The organism is Acinetobacter zhairuonensis, from assembly GCF_022601715.1.
In the GTDB taxonomy this organism is placed as follows: domain Bacteria; phylum Pseudomonadota; class Gammaproteobacteria; order Pseudomonadales; family Moraxellaceae; genus Acinetobacter.
Window position 1 is genome coordinate 1 of the sequence record NZ_JAKVIM010000024.1, and the last position, 19324, is coordinate 19324.

General features: G+C 35.1%; 19 protein-coding genes and 1 tRNA gene. 11 read left to right on the forward strand and 9 right to left on the reverse strand.

Annotation, left to right across the window (positions count from 1 at the left end; genetic code table 11):
* Nucleotides 1-331 precede the first annotated feature (331 nt).
* Nucleotides 332-481: a DUF333 domain-containing protein gene (locus MKI85_RS15315; RefSeq protein WP_241628876.1), complete on the forward strand. Its 150-nt coding sequence runs from the start codon at nt 332-334 to the stop codon at nt 479-481.
* Nucleotides 433-624 carry a hypothetical protein gene (locus MKI85_RS15320; protein WP_241628966.1) on the forward strand — a complete coding sequence of 64 codons (192 nt, stop codon included), beginning with the start codon at nt 433-435 and terminating at the stop codon, nt 622-624. Before MKI85_RS15315 ends, MKI85_RS15320 begins: the two co-directional genes overlap by 49 nt.
* Before the next feature lie 423 nt (nt 625-1047).
* On the opposite strand, the gene MKI85_RS15325 is transcribed toward MKI85_RS15320, so the two are convergent.
* Nucleotides 1048-1623 (reverse strand): DUF2235 domain-containing protein, encoded by a 576-nt coding sequence (locus MKI85_RS15325; protein ID WP_348637246.1) that lies wholly within the window; start codon nt 1621-1623, stop codon nt 1048-1050.
* A gap of 513 nt (nt 1624-2136) precedes the next feature.
* On the opposite strand from MKI85_RS15325, the gene MKI85_RS15330 reads away from it, so the two are divergent.
* The 4 genes from MKI85_RS15330 to MKI85_RS15345 all read left to right on the forward strand — a co-directional run bounded on the left by MKI85_RS15330 (nt 2137) and on the right by MKI85_RS15345 (nt 6123).
* The gene (locus MKI85_RS15330; protein ID WP_348637245.1) at nt 2137-2523 is read left to right on the forward strand and encodes a cytochrome b; all 387 of its coding nucleotides are present in this window, start codon (nt 2137-2139) and stop codon (nt 2521-2523) included.
* 734 nt (nt 2524-3257) lie between these two features.
* Nucleotides 3258-3449 carry a hypothetical protein gene (locus MKI85_RS15335; protein WP_241628878.1) on the forward strand — a complete coding sequence of 64 codons (192 nt, stop codon included), beginning with the start codon at nt 3258-3260 and terminating at the stop codon, nt 3447-3449.
* Nucleotides 3450-4900: 1451 nt separating this feature from the next.
* Nucleotides 4901-4977 (forward strand) — tRNA-Met (locus MKI85_RS15340).
* A gap of 924 nt (nt 4978-5901) precedes the next feature.
* Nucleotides 5902-6123 (forward strand): transposase, encoded by a 222-nt coding sequence (locus tag MKI85_RS15345; protein ID WP_241628879.1) that lies wholly within the window; start codon nt 5902-5904, stop codon nt 6121-6123.
* A 222-nt stretch (nt 6124-6345) separates the two neighbouring features.
* Here the strand turns inward: MKI85_RS15345 and MKI85_RS15350 are convergent, their stop codons facing one another.
* Complete coding sequence (locus MKI85_RS15350) at nt 6346-6588, reverse strand: hypothetical protein (RefSeq protein WP_241628881.1); 243 nt, start codon at nt 6586-6588, stop codon at nt 6346-6348.
* A gap of 1017 nt (nt 6589-7605) precedes the next feature.
* On the reverse strand, nt 7606-8676 hold the full coding sequence (locus tag MKI85_RS15355; protein WP_241628883.1) for an SDR family oxidoreductase: 1071 nt from the start codon (nt 8674-8676) through the stop codon (nt 7606-7608).
* A 92-nt stretch (nt 8677-8768) separates the two neighbouring features.
* Here MKI85_RS15355 and MKI85_RS15360 point away from each other — a divergent pair, with 92 nt between their 5' ends.
* From MKI85_RS15360 to MKI85_RS15375, 4 genes are all read left to right on the forward strand, one after another.
* Nucleotides 8769-9146: a MerR family transcriptional regulator gene (locus MKI85_RS15360; protein ID WP_241628885.1), complete on the forward strand. Its 378-nt coding sequence runs from the start codon at nt 8769-8771 to the stop codon at nt 9144-9146.
* Nucleotides 9147-9360: 214 nt separating this feature from the next.
* The gene (locus MKI85_RS15365; protein WP_241628887.1) at nt 9361-9684 is read left to right on the forward strand and encodes a metalloregulator ArsR/SmtB family transcription factor; all 324 of its coding nucleotides are present in this window, start codon (nt 9361-9363) and stop codon (nt 9682-9684) included.
* A gap of 5 nt (nt 9685-9689) precedes the next feature.
* Entirely contained in the window at nt 9690-10163 is a 474-nt protein-coding gene (locus MKI85_RS15370; RefSeq protein WP_241628889.1) for an arsenate reductase ArsC, read from the forward strand.
* A 286-nt stretch (nt 10164-10449) separates the two neighbouring features.
* On the forward strand, nt 10450-10986 hold the full coding sequence (locus MKI85_RS15375; protein WP_241628891.1) for an invasion associated locus B family protein: 537 nt from the start codon (nt 10450-10452) through the stop codon (nt 10984-10986).
* A gap of 881 nt (nt 10987-11867) precedes the next feature.
* On the opposite strand, the gene MKI85_RS15380 is transcribed toward MKI85_RS15375, so the two are convergent.
* The 4 genes from MKI85_RS15380 to MKI85_RS15395 form a co-directional block, all read right to left on the reverse strand.
* Complete coding sequence (locus MKI85_RS15380) at nt 11868-12335, reverse strand: hypothetical protein (protein WP_241628893.1); 468 nt, start codon at nt 12333-12335, stop codon at nt 11868-11870.
* A 110-nt stretch (nt 12336-12445) separates the two neighbouring features.
* The gene (locus MKI85_RS15385) at nt 12446-12904 is read right to left on the reverse strand and encodes a DUF523 domain-containing protein (RefSeq protein WP_241628896.1); all 459 of its coding nucleotides are present in this window, start codon (nt 12902-12904) and stop codon (nt 12446-12448) included.
* 257 nt (nt 12905-13161) lie between these two features.
* Entirely contained in the window at nt 13162-13713 is a 552-nt protein-coding gene (locus MKI85_RS15390; RefSeq protein ID WP_241628898.1) for a hypothetical protein, read from the reverse strand.
* Nucleotides 13714-13819: 106 nt separating this feature from the next.
* The gene (locus tag MKI85_RS15395; protein WP_241628899.1) at nt 13820-14662 is read right to left on the reverse strand and encodes a hypothetical protein; all 843 of its coding nucleotides are present in this window, start codon (nt 14660-14662) and stop codon (nt 13820-13822) included.
* 312 nt (nt 14663-14974) lie between these two features.
* Between MKI85_RS15395 and MKI85_RS15400 the strand changes: the two genes are divergently transcribed.
* Entirely contained in the window at nt 14975-16135 is a 1161-nt protein-coding gene (locus tag MKI85_RS15400; protein ID WP_241628902.1) for an MFS transporter, read from the forward strand.
* Nucleotides 16136-16141: 6 nt separating this feature from the next.
* Here the strand turns inward: MKI85_RS15400 and MKI85_RS15405 are convergent, their stop codons facing one another.
* Both MKI85_RS15405 and MKI85_RS15410 read right to left on the reverse strand, forming a co-directional pair.
* Entirely contained in the window at nt 16142-17632 is a 1491-nt protein-coding gene (locus tag MKI85_RS15405) for an amidase (protein WP_241628903.1), read from the reverse strand.
* Nucleotides 17633-17672: 40 nt separating this feature from the next.
* Nucleotides 17673-19103: a GGDEF domain-containing protein gene (locus MKI85_RS15410; RefSeq protein ID WP_413350902.1), complete on the reverse strand. Its 1431-nt coding sequence runs from the start codon at nt 19101-19103 to the stop codon at nt 17673-17675.
* Nucleotides 19104-19324 lie beyond the last annotated feature (221 nt).

The following is a 19324-nucleotide window of genomic DNA, read 5'->3' on the forward strand; positions in this document are numbered from 1 at the left end:
TAAGTCATCGCCAGCTCATTAATTCTAAAAACACCCCCTTCTACTAAGAAGGGGGTGTTTTTTTATTGTCGGGAATAGTTGTAAAATAATCTAGTCAATAGAACTAATGATAAAGTTGAATATTAACAAGATGCCAAAATAAGGATAAACAATAAGATTATAGCTAAGTAAAGATCCGAGTATACATAATTACTTATGAATAAATATTAACTTTATTGCTAGTAATATTGTCAATTACAGCTTGTACCTCTATTGACCAAAATAAATCAGTATCTACAAATATTGGATTAGCAAATCCAGTAAGTGAATATTTGTATTGCTCAGGGGGAAATTGGACATTAAAAATGAGAAAAATTGTCAAGTTGGATACTGCATATTACCAGATGGAAGTAAAATAGAAGAGTGGGCTTTATATAGGGTAAATCAATTGGTATGTCTACTTGGACAGGCTTTTACATTGATAGGGAAAAAGACTCGATGATTAGTAAATTCAAAATTACAAAAGCTAAAATTGTTAGACAGGTGACTTCTGGGCAAGCTGCAACTATGGATTTTCGAACAGAGCGCATTACCGTAACAATTGATCCTACTACTCAGGCAATCACTCAAGCAAACTGTGGTTAAATAATATAATTTTAAAATGGATGTTTGATCTGAATTAAATTCAGGTCAAACAATAAATTAATTAAACCTTTTGAATAGTTTAATTACGTTATCTAATGTTTTAGGTCTATATTTATTATTGTGTCGATATAATTTATATACGCTTTCGTCGATAGTTATATTAACAGCTAAGTCATTTTTAAAATCAGTATTATATTTTCTATAGAATCGACCATTGCCATGATTCAATAAGTCTTTTAAAAGTGCATAAGTATGATGTAAAAACAGTTGGTATGAGTCTATTGGCAATTTTTTCCAAGCTTCATTTTGAGCATGAACATTAGAAACTTTCAGTCCTGCTGCTTTGGCTTTATTAATTATCCATTCAAGTAAGATATCTGCTAATGGGTCTGCCTCATAGCCACCGCCTACATTTGCATGTGATCAGATAAACCATCTTTGTTCTACTTCAATTTGTTCAGGTTTTTTATTGCCAGTAGGAAAAGTCCAAAGCGTTACGTCATAGGCTTCACGATTTTCATCAAGTGCCATTGCATGATAGGCGCGTTGAACAATTTTAGAAATTTCAGTATCATGCCATGTTAGTCGGTGCCTATTGGTTCGATTCGTGCTTGGGATGCCAAGTACACCCACTGTGTCCCAAATTCCAAGAAAGTGGATATTAACCTCACGACTGTACTTCTGCCTAAAGGTTTTCGCTATCGTATCCTCTGGGCTAATTTCTTTATTTCGATATAATTTTTCAGCCTCATGTAATAGCCTTTTAGTGGAAGTATGCAGTAATCCGCATTTACGAATTAAACCAGCCAAACTTCTTGCAGTGTATGCACCTCGGCTAAATCCAAAAATCCAGATTTCATCTTCTTGACAGTATCTTTTGATTAGCCATTCATAACCATCCAACAAGTTTTTAGAAAGCCCTAAACCTATGAGACCACCGATAATCTTTTCAAATGGTCGAGTACCTACACCAGGGTTATAGAAAAAACGCTGATGAATATCTCTATCCTAGTTATGAAGCAAGCTCGAAAGTCTATAAACATTTGTATTCTCAATGGCATCATCCCAAGTGCCATCAAAAAAAAGGATGAGGCGTTTTTTCTGATGCATGGCAAGAATCTTTCTTCTTTTCTATGAAAATAAAATGGTTTCATCAAGATGTATATTTCAATTTTACTTTTTTTTACTCAAAATAATTAAATGAAAAGAGCAGAATGCTTATTGAAAAGGACATGCTTTTCAAAGTAAATAATAGTACTTCGATGGACTTATAACATCTTTTACCTAACAAGTCTTGATGCTAGTCAGAACACCGCTTGATTGAGCGATATAGTCAAATGTATTCTATGATTAAGATATATTAGATAACAATAATAAGGTAGATCAAATGGTTCTTCATTATCCTAAGCCAATCATTTTCATTCATTGGTTGACTTTGTTGATCGTTATTGCGGCTTACATAAGTAGTGGGAATCCGATATACACTGGTGTTCAGGGTCAAATTCATGTGGCATGTGGAATTACGATTTTTTTATTATTTTTTATTCGTTTAGGTTTTTCGTCTACTATAGTAATAGACTTCCTAAAAATGAAATACTAAATAAAATTCAAGAAGTATTATTTAAAACAGGTCGTTTCCTTTTGTATCTATGCTTGTTTGTTGTTCCTTTGTTTGGCTGGTTGGCATTATCGAGTTTAACTGACAGCTTTCAGCTATTTAATAAGGATGTTCCATTGTTTTCATTAGCCCAAAATGTTGATTATTTAGGTAATATTCATAAACTGCTTGGTAATCTGTTTATCTCGCTTGTAGGATTACATGCATGTGCTGCATTGCTACATCATTTTATTCTAAAAGATAATGTATTGAAGAGTATGCTATTTCATAGGAATAACTGACTGATATAAAATTTTGAGTGAGTTTTTTGTAATTCAGTATGATAAATAATTGTAATGGCATGCTCTTAGATTGAGTTGATATATTGAAAATGAATAGATCTATATGCTCATTGGCTGAAGAATTAAATATATTAGATTAACTAAAGTATAAGATTTAATTGCTTGATTTTAAAATCAAAAATAATCTAAAAAACTATTAATTATTAAAAATTACTTTAAATAAAGAGTTCATCATTATCTTAAGGTTTTATGATCTTTGGCTAGATGTAGATGTAAATATTGATGAATACTGTATAAATAGTGAGTTTTAACTGTGTAATATTTTACAAAAAGGTTACATAATGATACTTCCATAAAATATAAAACATAGTAAAATGCTCAACATTAAGTATTCTCCATTTTAACTAGTCCTCTAGTTACCAGCCTGCATCTTCCCCAAGCTGCAGGTTTTTTTTATCTAAAATTTAAGACGTATTCATTATATTATTCATTTAATCTTTTCATTATTATCAATTTAATATCTTACAATTGAGTGAAAAGTAAATTCTTTATTTTAATTATAAATATCAATATTTATTATATGTAATAAAGCGCTGATATTTATAAAAATATATTCAGATATGATATTGTATTGGTTATGAACTAATCGTCTAATATATATAACTTTTACATCTGGATTTTGAGTGAAAGGATTAATACTATGTGAGCTCATATTTAGATTTTTTGGTGCTTGGATGCTCATTCGTGTAAATGACGTGATCGTCAATACAGATTTAATTCAATATATGGAAATTAAAAGTGAACCTCCATTTTTTGTTGTGATTCATTTTAATGTTGGTAGTGTCAAAAGGCTAAAATTCAAAAACCTAATTGAACAAGATCAATTTCTTGAAGATATTGGTTTAGAAGAGCTAAGTTATTGTTAAATTATAAAAAACCACCTCTGGTGGTTTTTTTAGAAATTACAAACAGAAAAATTGAAAACCAGAAAATAAATTAGTGTATAGCTGATTTTGAAGAAATTTTAGTAGGCTTCGCTATTAAAACAATGGAAATATAAAATTAACTCATCAGGATTATTTTAATTATATTGTTCTATTTTTCAAATATAGAGCTTATATCATAAGATAAAATATTGATTTTAATGTTTAATTTATTTTTTAACAAATTCAGGGAAATACAAAGGATTTTAAAATTTCTAAAGATAAATTAGGAGATAAGTTTATAGTGTCTTCAAAATATTTATCCAGTGTTAATGGTGCAGTTCACTAGTTGCTAGGTTGCCGCAATATATGCGACGACTTCACTTAACAGATGATAATCCAATTCTTAAATCCAATCCTGTAGAGATCATTGCGACAACAGTGGGTTGGAATACGATTGCTCCGAGAGAAAGACAACTTGTTCAAAATGTAATATTTAGTACGATCATGCTATTCTGAACCATATTGATGAGCTGAATGTTGAAGATACTGCTTGAAGTAATACTCAAATAGATATCACCTTTTTGTAAGGTATAAAGGTTGCCCTCGTGTGGAAGTCTATAGTTTAGGTTGGGAAAATGTACATCATGAGCAGGGCATTGATAAATTCCCAGAGACTAAAATAGTAATCAGAAATATTATGTTGTTGGATATGTTCATCTCATTTCTACTCTAAGGCAGTGTTATCTACTAAATAAAAAGGATTGCTTTTTCTGCAAGTCAACTGCCTACATCTTGGATGTACATGCAATAGCTATTCATAGAGCCTTGAGTGTTGTGGATGAGTAAGTTGGCTTTTATGTTTCGATGCAAGGTTTCAGAAGAATATTCTCAACTTTATGTAACTTATTGAGATTTAGAATATATGTTTCCAAGTGACTTTTGAGTCATACTGCAAAATCTAGAGTAAATGTGACGAATGGTTCTGTTTAAATTCTTCTAGAAGAGTGGAGGCTAAGTTTGAATTTGTGTATCAAAAGATAGAGTGTTGTATTTAATCGAGACCTAAATGAATCAAAAATTGCAGCATAACTCGGCAATAGTCTTACATTCTTATCATGCCATGGTACCCTTTTTCGTATTAGTTACTTTATACATTTTGGAAAAGGGTAACTGAAAAGCTAATTTACGAAAGATGAATAGTAATGAAGCCAATGCCGTAGTAGGACTAGAATTGATCATATGATTTTTTATGGGTAAATATTCTTAAAATTGTCATGATATGTGATATTACTGCTGAAGTAGGCAAAGTTATAGTGATTCACTCAATATTTAAAAGTTCATCAAATCGTTTTTTTGTTTCTGATGATAGCTTCCAGTTTGGCACATAAATAATTAATTTTAAATAAAGTTTGCTTTTGTAGTTATTAGGGCGTATAAAGTCAACTCGTTGATGCGGGATGGAGCAGTCTGGTAGCTCGTCGGGCTCATAACCCGAAGGTCGTTGGTTCAAATCCAGCTCCCGCTACCAACGAGAAAAGATTCAAAGTTTATAGCCCAGTCTTCCTAGATTGGGCTTTTTTTTGCGGTAATTTTAATTTGTATCGGTTTAAGATAAATGCTGCCAACCCATGCACGATTAGCCTAGTTGGATAAAGTATCGTCTTCTAAGTGGATGGTTACAGGTTCTGTGTATTGCGAAAGCTAGAGATTCTCTGTTTATAAGTCTTTAGTCTTCTGCATTTGAGCTATTTATAAAATAGATGCGTATATTATATATATTGTCGATCACTTTAAATTACTGACGGTACAGAGTTGTTTTTAAAGGTAAACGACATAATAATGAATATGAATCAAATCCAATCTATGGAACGAACTTAGGCGTATTATTCCATTTTTAGTAAATATTCACTTAAATATGGGTAGATTGAAAAGAATAAAGTTTAAGAGCCCACAAGAGTAGAATGGTTTCTTCGGAACGTTGGATGAATAAGTTTCTTCAGGTTTCGTATACGAGAATGCAGTTTAAGTAAAATCTTCAAGCTAGGATTTACCATGTTAGAGTTTAGAATTAAATAAATATTTAAATAGGTAAAAGAAGGTATATCTGTTATAGTTAACTTGATCGAATCCGTAAGTAAAACGGTAGTGTTTGAGTTGTACTAGGAATTGCGTATTCCCTTCAAACTTCAGATGTTTACACATCGAATTCAAACAGTTAACGCAAAGCATGAAGTTGCATCGTGCCGATCTGGGGAAGCCTGTGGTAGCAGGTTTTCCTATAAATTATTAGAGCAAGTGTAAAATGTAACACATCTCTTATCTTCAAATTTTCAAGCTGCTGTAAATATCATAAGTTTAAATATCATCTTAATTGAATGATCTCCAAACCAATAATTGGTTTTACTTTTAAATACTTTTTCTGTTTACAAAAGCTCATTGTATGAGTAAACAAATGAATACTAAAAATGGCTGGACTACAGCCTCCGCTATAAATGGCGATGTAATCCGTGTGAATATTATTCCATTAAACAAAATTCAAAGTAATTTGAAAGGGAAAACGTTAGTAGAAGTCTCGAAACAGGTAGAACTTGAGTCAGGGCAAAAGCTAACATTTAATCTGGATGGTAAATCCTTCTATACTGATGTAAATAAGCTATATAAAATATATAGTTAACTATCAGTGATTAACAATCACAGCATAGTGAATTGTTAGTTTTTAAAATTCAGATGATTACCCTAACTAAATACAGTGTAGTTCAATCTACCCACTTCGGTGGGTTTTTTATTGCCTGCAGAAATGCCATGCTTTGATTCTCAATTTTAGAGATAGAAGATTCGTGTTGAAGATAATTGAGGATAAAGATCAATCTTTACAATAGATGTCTGAGGTGGAATGTTAATCGTGTACTACGATTACAGTTCTCCATATCTGTGCAAGTTGTACAAAAGGGACAGGCTGTGTATAGAGGCTCAAAGGGTCATTAACAATAAGCATTGGAATCACACCAGAGGGTGTAGGTTGAAAAAATATACCGCGAATTACAACCATATGGCTCATTCTAGAAGGATAGCCAAGTGGTGTAGTCGAGATTTGCATAATGATTGGTTTATTCTTAACCAAGGTTCTGTAGACAGCCATTGGATCTGCTGGTGCTGAGTAGCTGTTGGATTTCTATGTGTGATCCTGTTACAGCGCAATTATGCTAACGTGAGCAGCAATATGGAATTAGAACATTTTTAGAAAGTGCTACCATCGCGCATTGTTCAGGGGTATTCATTGATCCATTTCATCATGAACTTTTTTATTTAACATGCTGCAACTTAAGATATTGAATATTAAGTATATTAAATTGAAAAAATAAAGAATTTCAATAGGTTGGTGTTGCTTTGCAATCAGTTAAAAAATTCATAATGAGTGGTTTTTTATTGGGCGTCATTTGTGGATTTCAAAGTATACAAAGTCCTTGCAGAGAAACGACAGCCAAAATTTATATCTCGCATCTAACAGCCTGATTGTAAGCGTACTTGTAAAATTTTATGGCGCAGAAATTAAAGGGATATTGGCAAAGGCTTAGTTACTGTACTTGTATAGATGATCAGTATGCCATGATAACCGCATGAGTTGGCAGTCGGCTTAATCTGCACAATGCTATCCAATCTGGCTTGTGGGTCTTCATTATTGTTCAATTTGCCTTGAATTCATGATGGATGAGATTTAGGGGTGTAACTTCTTTTCTGTGTATTGAATATCTGGATTAGCGATTGTACGTAGGCTCTTTAACTATATTGGCATACAGGGAAAGGGAAAACTATCATTTAAGACAAGAACGAGATGAAGAAATCCAAAGCTAATTGGAGTAGCTTAGCATTACAGTTTGATTGCTGGGTGTATCAAAGGTGTGGAGATCATTGAATCAGTAAAACGATGAGCTAAAGAGACAAAGGGTTGAATCTGTTCGCATAAGTTGTGTCGGGTATGCGGCATTTTTTACAAGATAGTCATCTTCTTTCGCAGAGCAAACGCTCATCATGACATCAATAGATGTTTATTTTACCGTGCACTCAATTTTTAGGATGCACGGTAGTCTAGATTTATATAGAAGTTGTCATAAATAAAGAATATGTAGTATTTAATTTCAAAGAATTTAAATATTACTCATTGAGTCACCCATTCCACAGTCTTTTGCATAGTTGTTTCCAACTCAGTTGGAGTAATTTTCCATTGTTGATTGAGTTGATTAAATGTTCTCAAATCGAGCTGTTCAGTTCGGATAAAATTTAACATTTCTGCTGACATATCTAATTTGTTTGCCAGCCATTGCCACTTTAAAATGCATTTTAAGAGAGATATAGAAATAAAATGGCGTGGAGGGTTCATCTCTAGTGACTTTGCAATAATGTTTACTAAAGTTTGAAGAGAGATCTGCTCGGGATTTGCGACTAAAATTTCCTGTTTAATTGTTTGAGGATCTTTACTTGCATAAACCATAGCATTGACCAGCATGGTGACCGATACTAAAGGGAGCGAATGCTTTGATGTCCCAGGAAGGGCGTTCATTTTTCTTTGTTGCAGCTGTTGAATGAGAGTAGTAATTGGTTGAGAAGCAGGGATTTCTCCTGTTACTTCATCTCCAATCACGGTCGCGGGGTGGATGACTGTCCATGGTATATCTAATAGGTCTGCCTGTTTAATCCAGTTATAATGTCCTTGAATCTTTGAGGCTTCATAAGCTCCTAAAGTGTCATAAATTTTTGACCAGTCTGTTTTTTCGATATGTTCTCGGTATATGCCAGCTTTTTGTAAATGTTGATCTAGCGTTAACATATAGCCAGACAAGTGTATTGCGCGTTGCAAATTACAATGCTTGCTTACACTCTGCAGTAGATTCGTCAGTCCATCGACATTAACAGTTTGAGCCTGCTGCATGGACAGATGCCATTTGAATAAGGCACTTGTATTGTAGAGGTAATTCACTTCATTTAACGTTTTCCAGTCTTTAGGCGATAACCCTAACTCGGGTTGGGTAATATCTCCCTGAATAAAACTCAGTTGTTGATGGTCGATGTTTTGCTGTGTTAGCCAATGACGAAGTTGAGGTGCTTGTTCATCTATATTTCTGCAGATAGCAAATACTCTTGTATGATCTTTGATTAGTTGAGCGATAAGGAATTTTCCGATAAATCCAGTTGCACCAATGACAAGGGCAGTTTGGGATAGTGTAGACATATTATTAAACTCGATTAATAGAAATTACTTAAGCTAAACTATGGACTACACTCTATGGTCAAGCGTTATAAAAAGATAAAAGGAAGCCGTTCATGTTAATAGGAGAACTATCAAAACAGATTAATTTAAGTCGGGATACTATTCGTTTTTATGAAAAGATGCAGTTGATCCAGCCCTTGGTACGCAATAATGGCTATAAAGATTATTCTGAACAGATACTTCAACAATTAAAACTCATCCAGACCGCAAAAAACCTTGGTTTTACCCTTGCTGAAATAAAACAAATTATTGATCTTATAGGAGAAAATGAAATTCCTGCTACGCAATTTCATACGATTTTGCAAGAAAAGTTATATATGATCCAAGAGAAAATAGGGCAATTGCAACAAATGCAAAACATGCTTGAAAATCTATTAGGTGGTGAACCTTGTCCTTTGAGGAAAGGATGTGACGTAACTGGAATTGGATAGCAAATATTGGGGAATTCTTATCTCACTTTTTCTTTTTATAAAAGATGGTAAGTAGAATGATGATATTGACCAAGATTAAAGAAATAATTGTAGATTTCATAACCTGATTGAGTAGTAATCAAATGTAGCCTGTTACAGTTTGTAAGAATCAAAGTAGTTGCACATATATATGGGTATTCGTATATTTGAATATATAGTTTTTCCAAGAATGGAAATGAACCAAACTGATTTTTTTAAATGCCTGTCAGATCCGACTCGCTTAGAAATTGTGAAGCTCGTGATGGCAAAGCAAGATGTCTGTGTATGCGAATTGACTGAACAGCTTTCAATGAGTCAGCCTAAAGTTTCTAGAAACCTAGCATTACTCAGAAACCTATCCATTCTTCTCGATCAACGCCAAGGACAATGGGTGTATTACCGTTTAAATCCAGCGTTACCTGCTTGGGCAAAACAGATACTTTCCATTATCTCTAGTCAAAATGACGAAATAATTAATAGGCAAAATATTCATTCGTCTGTTTCACTTCATTGCGAGTAGTTTTTATGAAATTCTTATTTTTATGTACGGGTAATAGTTGTCGTAGCATCCTCTCTGAAGTGATATTTAATAGCCGTGCCCCAGAGGGTTGGAAGGCTTATAGTGCAGGGAGTAAACCTACGGGAAAGGTTCATCCATTAACGATCAAAACCTTAGAAAATCTAGGATTGTCTACAGAGGGTCTGTCGAGTAAAAGCATTGATGATTGTGAGCAATATCAGCCTGATGTTGTGATTACGGTATGCGACCAAGCAGCACATGAAGCCTGTCCACTTTATTTAGGTGGAGCAATCAAGGCGCATTGGGGACTTACAGATCCATCTCATCTAGATCTACCTGAAGATGAAAAATTGAAAGCATTTCAAATCACTGTTGATCATATTAATAAACGTTTGGATGCCTTGTTTGCTTTAGATATTCATAAACTCACACGCTCCGAACTGATTGCAGAAATTAATAGAATTTCACATATTGATTAATCCCGCAAAGAGAGCAATTAGCTCTCTTTTTTACGATTCAAATGGAGTTGATATTCGTCTGTGGGGTTTTTAGTTTTGATGATATCTAAAAGCTCCAAGGTGAAAGCTTGGCAGATAGGTTATTCACGTAGCATCTGACAGCAGCCTGATTAAAAATGAGTATCAATAGTCATTATTTGAATAAAACCTTAAAAAAATATCTTTATTTAATGAAAATGAAACATTAAGCAATAGAAATAAGAAAATTGTTGATTATTATTGATTTTTTTATTTTGGGGATTTCATTATGCGTAAAAAATTATTTTTCTCCTTTTTTCTCTTAAATCCTGTGGTTGCAAACAATACTCATGCATCTGAAGATCGGATTTCTAATTTAATTTTGAAAGTTAATGCCAGATCAAACAATAATGCCGAAATTGATCAAATAGAGAATAAATTGCTCGGTCGTGCTAGTTGGAAAATTAAATGTCAATACAAAGTATTTGAAGACATGAAAGCCTGTGTGATGAGCAAAGGTCCAATTTCAATTTTGCATGTTAATCATCAATACATTGTGAATATTGGTGAGAAGAATTTAAAAGATAATCCTGCATACATTTATGTAGATAACAATGAGATCTTGCAAGAGCGAGAAGGATTATTCAGAAATGGAGATGAACTTATTAAGCAATTTAAGCGTGGTAATTACGCGTTTACACGATTCCAGAATAATAAAAAACAACTGATTGAGAATAAGATTTCATTGAATGGCTTCACAGATGCATTTAACGATATGGAAGCGCAATTTTCAAAGCTTGGTAATGATAGAAATTATAGTTTCTAATTATGGAGCTATGGAGTATCTATGAATTGTTGATGTTGATTTGAGATCATGAAGTATGGACCGCAAGTCAACATTAGCGACCAGTTATAAATAAATAGATTGGTTCAAAATTAAGCATAAATAGAGTGCGGTTTGGCACTTTATTTATCTTTAAAGTTGCTACCCATCAAAATAACATTCTTCGGTTCAACTAGAGATACATTTTTCTTCATCAATAACTACACATAGAGATGAGCCACATTTTAGTAAATGCCTAATTATTTCTTTATCTTGTTCTTTTATAGTAATTAAGGGGAGAGCAGTGACATTGTTCATCGCTTTTTCTGCAAGTTTCTTACCTTTACTTTCAATGTGAATGAATGATTGTAAAACTCCCAAAGTCAGAGTTAGAGCGAGCAAAGAAGTAAAAACAACAGTTGCGTAGTTTCGATCTAGTCCTTCAAAGTATTCGGAATTATGAATACGTAGTACATTCTTTTTTGGTCGCTAATTTACGGGAATTAGCTTAATAAGCTTTTTATCAATAACTTTTCCGAGTTCAAAGTAAATAAAAATGTATCTAAGAAAAAATAAAATGAGACAAGCACCTAGAATGTATAAATATTCATTCGCACCTTTTAAAAAACCGAGGTAAATCTTATCTTGTACGGAAAAATTTAGGACGACGGAATCAATAAGAAAAGGACTTAATATCCCATTTAAATAGATTTGACCAGAAGTATAGAAAAAGACTGTAGTCAAAGTTAAAGCTATGGCAGCATCTAACGAAAAATTAAACTTCATCTCACCTCTTCTACAGAGCTAATTATCAATAGGAACTTATCATGTAGTAAATGCGGAAACGCTAATGCTGCTCAAGAGGCTGGTTTTTATTGTGAAGTTTAGTACTCTTCAATACGTTCTACTTTCTTTATAAGCTTAAATTTTCCATTTTCAAATACATAGTAAAAGTCATATTCGCCAGTTTTGTTATAGTCATTGTCATACTCAACCCCATGGGTAATTAGTAAACGGCTGTCTGGTCGCTTACCAATAACATTCTGACCTAGTTCAGCACCAAAGCCATGCTCTACAACTTGTCCTGTACGTTTGCTGACAAATGTTTGCATCACACAAGAAGTTCCACAGCCCCAAGCTGCCATTACATATTCACCTGCAAATTCAGGTTCGCCTTTTAATGCAGCAGAAAGCCTAGTCTTGAAGGACTTAGCTGTATCGTTATTCATCTTGAGTTTGGCTGTTTTCCCTGTATAAATTGTAGCAGGGTAGCCTTTGTATTCTGGTAAAGCATCGGCAAATGAAATGGTCGATAAGCCTATAAGTGTGGTAGCTAACAAAGAATTTCTCATCACGTAATGTTCTCTCTATTTATAGATTTTTTAAAATTAAGGCAGTTTTGATGAATCAAAGAAAGTTTATATTTGGGTTGGGGTTAATGCATGGTTATTTAGATATAAAATTATAAAAATAGTGTTAAAAAAGCCTCTTCTGAAATCACTTGTATATTGTGTCTTTTAAGTAAAGCTGAAGTAACTCCATCGCCATTAATTTTGAGACCTTTAAACTCACCATTATAGATCATAGAACTACCACAAGAAGGGCTATTCTCTTTAAGCACTACTTTTGTCGCTTGCATATTTTTCGCTTTCTCTAAAGTTTTATAAGCTCCTTTGATAAAAGCTTCAGTCACATCTTTTCCAGATCGCTCAATAACTTTAGCATTTCCATCTAATACATCATCACCATTCCCACCAATAATTTCAGCTGGCTCCCTAGGGGTTTGTAAACCACCAAGAACCTCAGGGCAAACAATACTAGCTTTCCCTGCATCGACTAATTTTTTAATTTTTTCATCTAAGCAGTCAGTACCGTTATAACGAACTTTTAAACCTGCTAAACAAGCACTTACTATAATCATATTTTCCACATTTTCTTAATTAGAATGAAAACTAGCCCTAGCATGAAGATACTGTAAAACGTAAGTACTCTACCAAATTAGACGGTGTATTCGATATAGATGTTGAGCATGTCTTTCATGTTCAAATTCTTGTCGTGACTTGGGATGCTTGGGGTAAATATAACTTTTTTTGCCTGTCAGCATAATAAATATTCTGATATTACTGGCTTGAATCCGAAATTGGAGATACATTCCAAGCATCAAGAAGATTTCATATCTTAGCTTCTATTTTTTCCAATTTTATTTTTATCTTCAAAATTAAATGAAAGTCCTGAGAACAGCTTATTATTTGATTCACCAAAACACCAAAGGTTTGCATCTTTTCTCGAGTAACAGAACAAGCCATATTCCACAGAAATATTCTTTTCATACTCTCCTTTTTCTCTCTCCAAAAACCTCTTATATACCTCTTTAGTTGTATAGTTTATTTTCCCTTCATTCTCAACAAAAACCTTAACTTGGTTAATATCATCCAATGGTTGACCAGAATAAAAAGACTTATCAGTTGCCTTAACAGTTGAACCATTTAACATCAAGTTAAATTCAAGCTGATTAATTGCATATGGCAGGGGTAGCATAGTTGCTTCTTCTTGGCTAATAGGCGGAAATTTTTCAGGTACATAATCTATTGGAAACTGTCCCAAATAGAGTTCATGTTCTGGTTGATAAAATTCTGCTTCACATCTTTTACAATGTGTATCTGGAATATGAATACGCCTTGGTCCTAACTTAGCCTTAACAACCAAATGATCATTTTGCTTCCATGTCACAATCTCTCCCTCTTGGGGAATATCAGCCTTCTCTCGAGGAAAACATCCCGTGAGAAAGATCAAACTTAAAGTGACTAGTATCTTTTTCCGCATGAGAATTACCGATTTAGTCCGCTAAGCGTTTTAAGGTTTTTGGATCGACAGCATAGCTCTCGATGAGTTTTTCAGAATTTTTTCGAATCAATTGCCAATCTTTTAAATGGACTCTGGCAAAGTTTGCAGTCAATCGCACCTTCATAAAAGGTTCCAAATTCCAACGCATCTGACATTGTGCAGCCAGCAAACGTTTAATCACAAAATTATTACACCTGATTAAAGTTATCACTTTTCCTGTATTGTCTTTCTGTATGTACATATCCTTTGTTTCACTATATCCAGAAAACTTAACCCATTCTGGATGCGGACCATATTTATTCAAACCAAATTCTTGTTGGTGTGTAGGGATATAAATAGAGAAATAATTCGTATCTACCATAAATTTTTTCGAAATTGTTTTTGAATCAACCGTAGAGTTGATAAATACAGCCGTTAAATCTGGGTGATAGCGAATCCCAGCATTTACATTGATATGAACCCATTGATGATAGGGGGATTTTATATCCACCTTATATTGCCGATAAGCCTCTTGCGGTGCACCTTGATAAGTATTCAATGCGATCCCCGTGGGATATTTCATATCAACACCAAAAGAAGTAATCACCGAATTAAAATCCCGCGGAGGGTCTTTATACCCTTTATACCGATGCTCAGGCTTTAAGACTGGAGAATCTTCATATTCCAGAAAAATTGCGTCCTCTGCCAAAAGCATAGCTTTACCGCCCAAATTCCCAACTCGATAAGGCAATCCATGAGGCCCCATTGGACGTTTAAATTCAGCTGCGGTATCTTTTTTCTGCTCGCAGGCGGTTAAAAAGAGTGAACATACGCATACGGCTATTTTTATTTTCATTCAATTACCATTATTCTTTTTAAATCTATAGATGCTCTTATTTTTATAAAGTAACTCGCTAGTTGTATTTGTGTGTTCTATGTAAAGTAGAGCAAGTCCTGCATACTTGTGCTTGTATCTATGGGTGACTTACATCTAAAGTGATAAAATATGGCATATTTTTTAAAGTATACAAATTTTGAAATAATTTTCTTAGAAAAGATTTGTATACTATTTTGTATACCTTTTATCTCCTAAACAAGCATTGCAGGTACAAACGGATACAACTTTGAAAAATATTAAGCTATTGTAAATACTAGAGAAAACGACCTGATGCTCACTCTTCCAATGACTACTAAACTCGGTGGTTTCTATCTGTTTTACTATTGTATTGTTGGAACCTTCATGCCGTTTTGGAGCCTGTATCTTGAAGATCAGGGCTTCAGTTATCAAGAAATTGGTATTTTATCTTCAATCGCCATTGTTACCCGTTTTTTCGCGCCGTTTATTTGGGGGTGGATTGCAGATAAGTCGGGCAAGCGGATGCTATTGGTTCGTATAGCGACATGGATGGAAGCGTGTATTTGGTTTTTGATCTTTATTATACCGAATAGTTTTCAGTCAGTAGCGTTATTAATGCTAATTTTTAGTTTTTTCCAGAATGCAATCCTTGCTCAATTTGAAGGTGTTACACTTTTTTGGCTCGGAGAAAAACGAGCTGAATTATATGGCAAAGTACGTAAATGGGGCTCTGTTGGTTTTATCATTGGTGTATTTTGTATTGGTGCATTGTTAGAAATCATCCCAATTTCGATGCTCCCAATCATGCTGCTTTGCATTTCTTTTTTTGCTTTCATTTGGTCATTTACGATTAAAGAACCGACAAGTGCGCCCAAATCACAAAAACAACTTGATTCTTTGTGGCCCATTATAAAAAGACCCGTGGTGGCTGCATTTTTTGCTATTGAATTTATTATGTTGTTTTCACATGCGCCTTTTTATAGCTTTTATAGTAACTATCTGCAGCAATCAGGTTATTCCACCACGGCAATTGGACTACTCTGGTCAGTTGGTGTAATCGCAGAAATCATTATGTTTGCTTTTGCCAATCTTTTTCTACAAAGATTTTCTTGGCGCTTACTGGTGAGTATCTGTTTAATTATGACCAGCTTGCGATGGTTCGCCGTGGGATTATTTCCGCATAGTTTCACATTACAATTTCTCTCACAAACCATACATGCATTTAGTTTCGGGCTTTTTCATATGATTGCGATGCGCATCATTTTTGAAAACTTTATGCTGACTCAGCAGGGACGTGGTCAGGCGCTTTATAGCACAATGTGGGGGCTAGGTGTGGCAGCAGGTAGTCTATTGGCTGGAAAATACTGGACTGACATTTCAGGAGAGTCAGTGTTCATGGTTGCTGGACTTGCTGTACTTATGGGTTTGCTCTTTGTGGCAGCACTGCCGAATCAAGTACAGAAGTCCATTTAAATCAAGCTAGAGCTTAATATCGTTGTACTTTTGCATCCATGGTAGAGTCTGTTCTAATTGATGCGCAAGTTGTAATAGTCGATCTTCACGTCCAAATGGCGCCACAAACTGAGAGCCTAATGGGAGTTGATTTTTGTTCCAATACAACGGAACGGACATGGCTGGTAATCCTGTAATGTTGGCCAATTGAGTGAAAGGAACCCACTTTAAGTTCTCTTTGACAATTTTTTCAATGAGCTTTCCTTCGGCGAGCCAATGCGCTTGTCCTATTTTGAGTAGTCCCTTGAGCAATTGTTTTTGCCATACAGGTGTTTTAACTTCACCATTTTTCGGTGCAGTCGATGCTGTTGAGGGGATGAGGTAAAGATCATATTGTTCAAAGAATTGGTTCATCTGACTAGCATAATCTCCCCAATTATTCAGGTTATGAATGTATTGCAAAGCTGTTGTTTTTTCACCGAATGCAGCGAGTGCAAGAGAATCTAGTTCAAAGTCCTCGTCTTGCGCATTAAGATGGTTTCGGGACTCTTGTAATGTATAAGCAAATTGACTAAACCATGTGGTAATAAAGTCTTTTGCTAAACTCATACCATCAATTGCAGGCTCGGCTTCAACAACAAGATGTCCTAAAGACTCCAATAGTTTGGCTGTATGTAATATGGCAGCTTCAGCATCGGCAGAAACCTTCGTACCTATGGGGGATTTGGTACTATAGGCAATTTTGAGCTGTTTGGGCGGGCGTTGTATGAGTTCTAAGTAGCTTTGTTCTGGCGGCTTAATGGTAAATAGAGAATGTAATTCAGGACCTTGTGTGGCATCGAGCATTGCAGCACTATCACGGACAGATTTGGTTAACACGTGTTGCATGGCTGCACCATGCATGGCTTCACTGAGGTGAGGTCCCCAAGGCGTTCTGCCACGACTAGGTTTTAATCCAAATAGACCGCAATACGAGGCGGGAATTCGTATTGAACCACCACCATCACCCGCGCCTGCAAGAGGAACAATCCCAGCAGCAACGGCAGAGGCGGAACCACCTGAAGAGCCACCACTATTATGATTTAAATTCCATGGGTTATGGCATGCCCCCCAAGCTTCCGGTTCGGTGACGCCTTTAATGCCAAATTCGGGAGTATTGGTGCGACCAAAGGTCACAATTCCAGCTTTCTCCCAACGATTGACGATCTCCGAGTTGGTTTGAGCAATATAGTTGGCACGTTTATAGGCTTGGCTGCCAAAAGTACTGGGATAGCCTTTGATTTCTTGGAATAGATCTTTAACGAGGAAAGGCACTCCTGCAAAAGCACCTTCAAGTGACAGCTGTGAGCGCTGCTGCGCATAGTCATGCATAGGGATGGTGATTGCATTCAGTTTGGGATTCACCTCGGCAGCTCTTAATAGTGCGGTAAGTAAAAGCTCATGTGGATGTACATCTTTATCTGCAACAAGTTTGGCAAGCCCCAAGCCATCATATTGTTGATATTCGGAAAACTTCATTTTTGTTTTTCTCCAGTTTCTAAATTGTATATATCATTCATTATGTTGAAATAATAATTTGATTTCTACCTTGTGCTTTGGCGCTATACAGTGCCTGATCTGCACGGACAATCATTTGTTGTAATGTACCCGATAATGGCAAAGTTTGATGTGCAATTCCGATGCTTATCGTAATTTTAATCTGTATGTGATCTTCAATATTTAAAATCGCCGTTTCGACTGCTTGGTGAATACGTTCAGCCAGCTCAAAGGTTTGTGTTAAGGATGCATTGAGTGTTAGTACGGTAAATTCCTCGCCACCTACGCGAGAGAATAAATCATGGGGACCGATTTTCTGTTTGACGATTCTTGCAAATTGCTGCAAAACCAAATCACCGACATGATGACCATATTTGTCATTCATTTGCTTAAAATGATCGAGATCGATCATCAAGACTGAAATAGTTTTATGCTGTGGTTGTTGAATGAGAAGTTGGCTCTGTTCTAAAAAATAACGCCTATTGAGGGTATTGGTCAAACTATCGTGATTTGCATAGTCTAGCACTTGGTGAAACAATTTCTGGCGGTTTTGGCTAATCGTACACAATACCAGTGGAGCAATGCCCAGCATACACAATCCAATACGAATGGAAATGGTGGTGCTTAGAAAAGCATCTGAAGAAGATGATAGGTAAAAATAGGTCAAGCTATGATAAGTCACCATGCAGACAATGCTATTGATTAATGCCACACTAAATAATCGATAACTCAGTGCTGCCCAAACCAATGCGGCGAGTGGATAGAGTAAGGCACCAGGTCCGAAAAAAATATGTGTAAATGCGACTGATATAATAATGGCGATAAAGGGCAGAATATCACTGGTTTTTAGAGGTTGAGTGAAAAGTTCGAAAATCCACTTCTGACGTTCATCTTTTTTCGGGAAAGTTAAAATAAGCGGTAAGAAGGTAATAAAGTTGACAATTTCACCCGTCCACCACATGCCAAATTCCGTCCAGATTCGGTCAGAGGACATAAAGCTATTCGGCACATGGGTAATAGTCTGTACTGCAAAAATTGCACTCAGCATGCACCCAGCGACACACATTGCAAATAGGTACAGAAAACTAAAGCCCTGATTGTAGTTTCGATAATCGAGCTTGGTTAGATAGATTAAAATGAGAGGAACAGAAACACTAATCAGGTTTGATAGCGTTAAATAAACGGTCACTTCAAACGAGTTACCTGTAATTATATCTGCAATAAGATAAGCGGTAATGGCACCTAGCCAACCACCAATATTATTTAGTTTTGGAAATCTTAAAAAAAGCCCTAATAGGATTGGATTGGCTGGCCAAAGCAGAGCTAGAAAAGTTATTGGACGTGTGAGAATACCAATTAAACAGCAGCTGAAAATCACAATCGCTAATAGCATAAATGCATAGGATTGTTGTTTAAATGAAGGAATAAACAGATGTCGGATTTGCTTTTGCAAATGATCGTCCTTAATCAAAACGAGCTGATTTTCTATGATTTTAAGAAGTTAGATATATTTTAAACGACTGCTTCTATTTAAAAAGCGTTTTCAATGCATATTATAGATTGCGCGAGCCAAAGTGCTAGAGCTTGAAGATAAAAGAGAAGCTTTTTATGCAAATAGATTGTAGTGAAATGGTTATAAGTGATGGTTTTGCATAAAAATATGGTAACTTATTT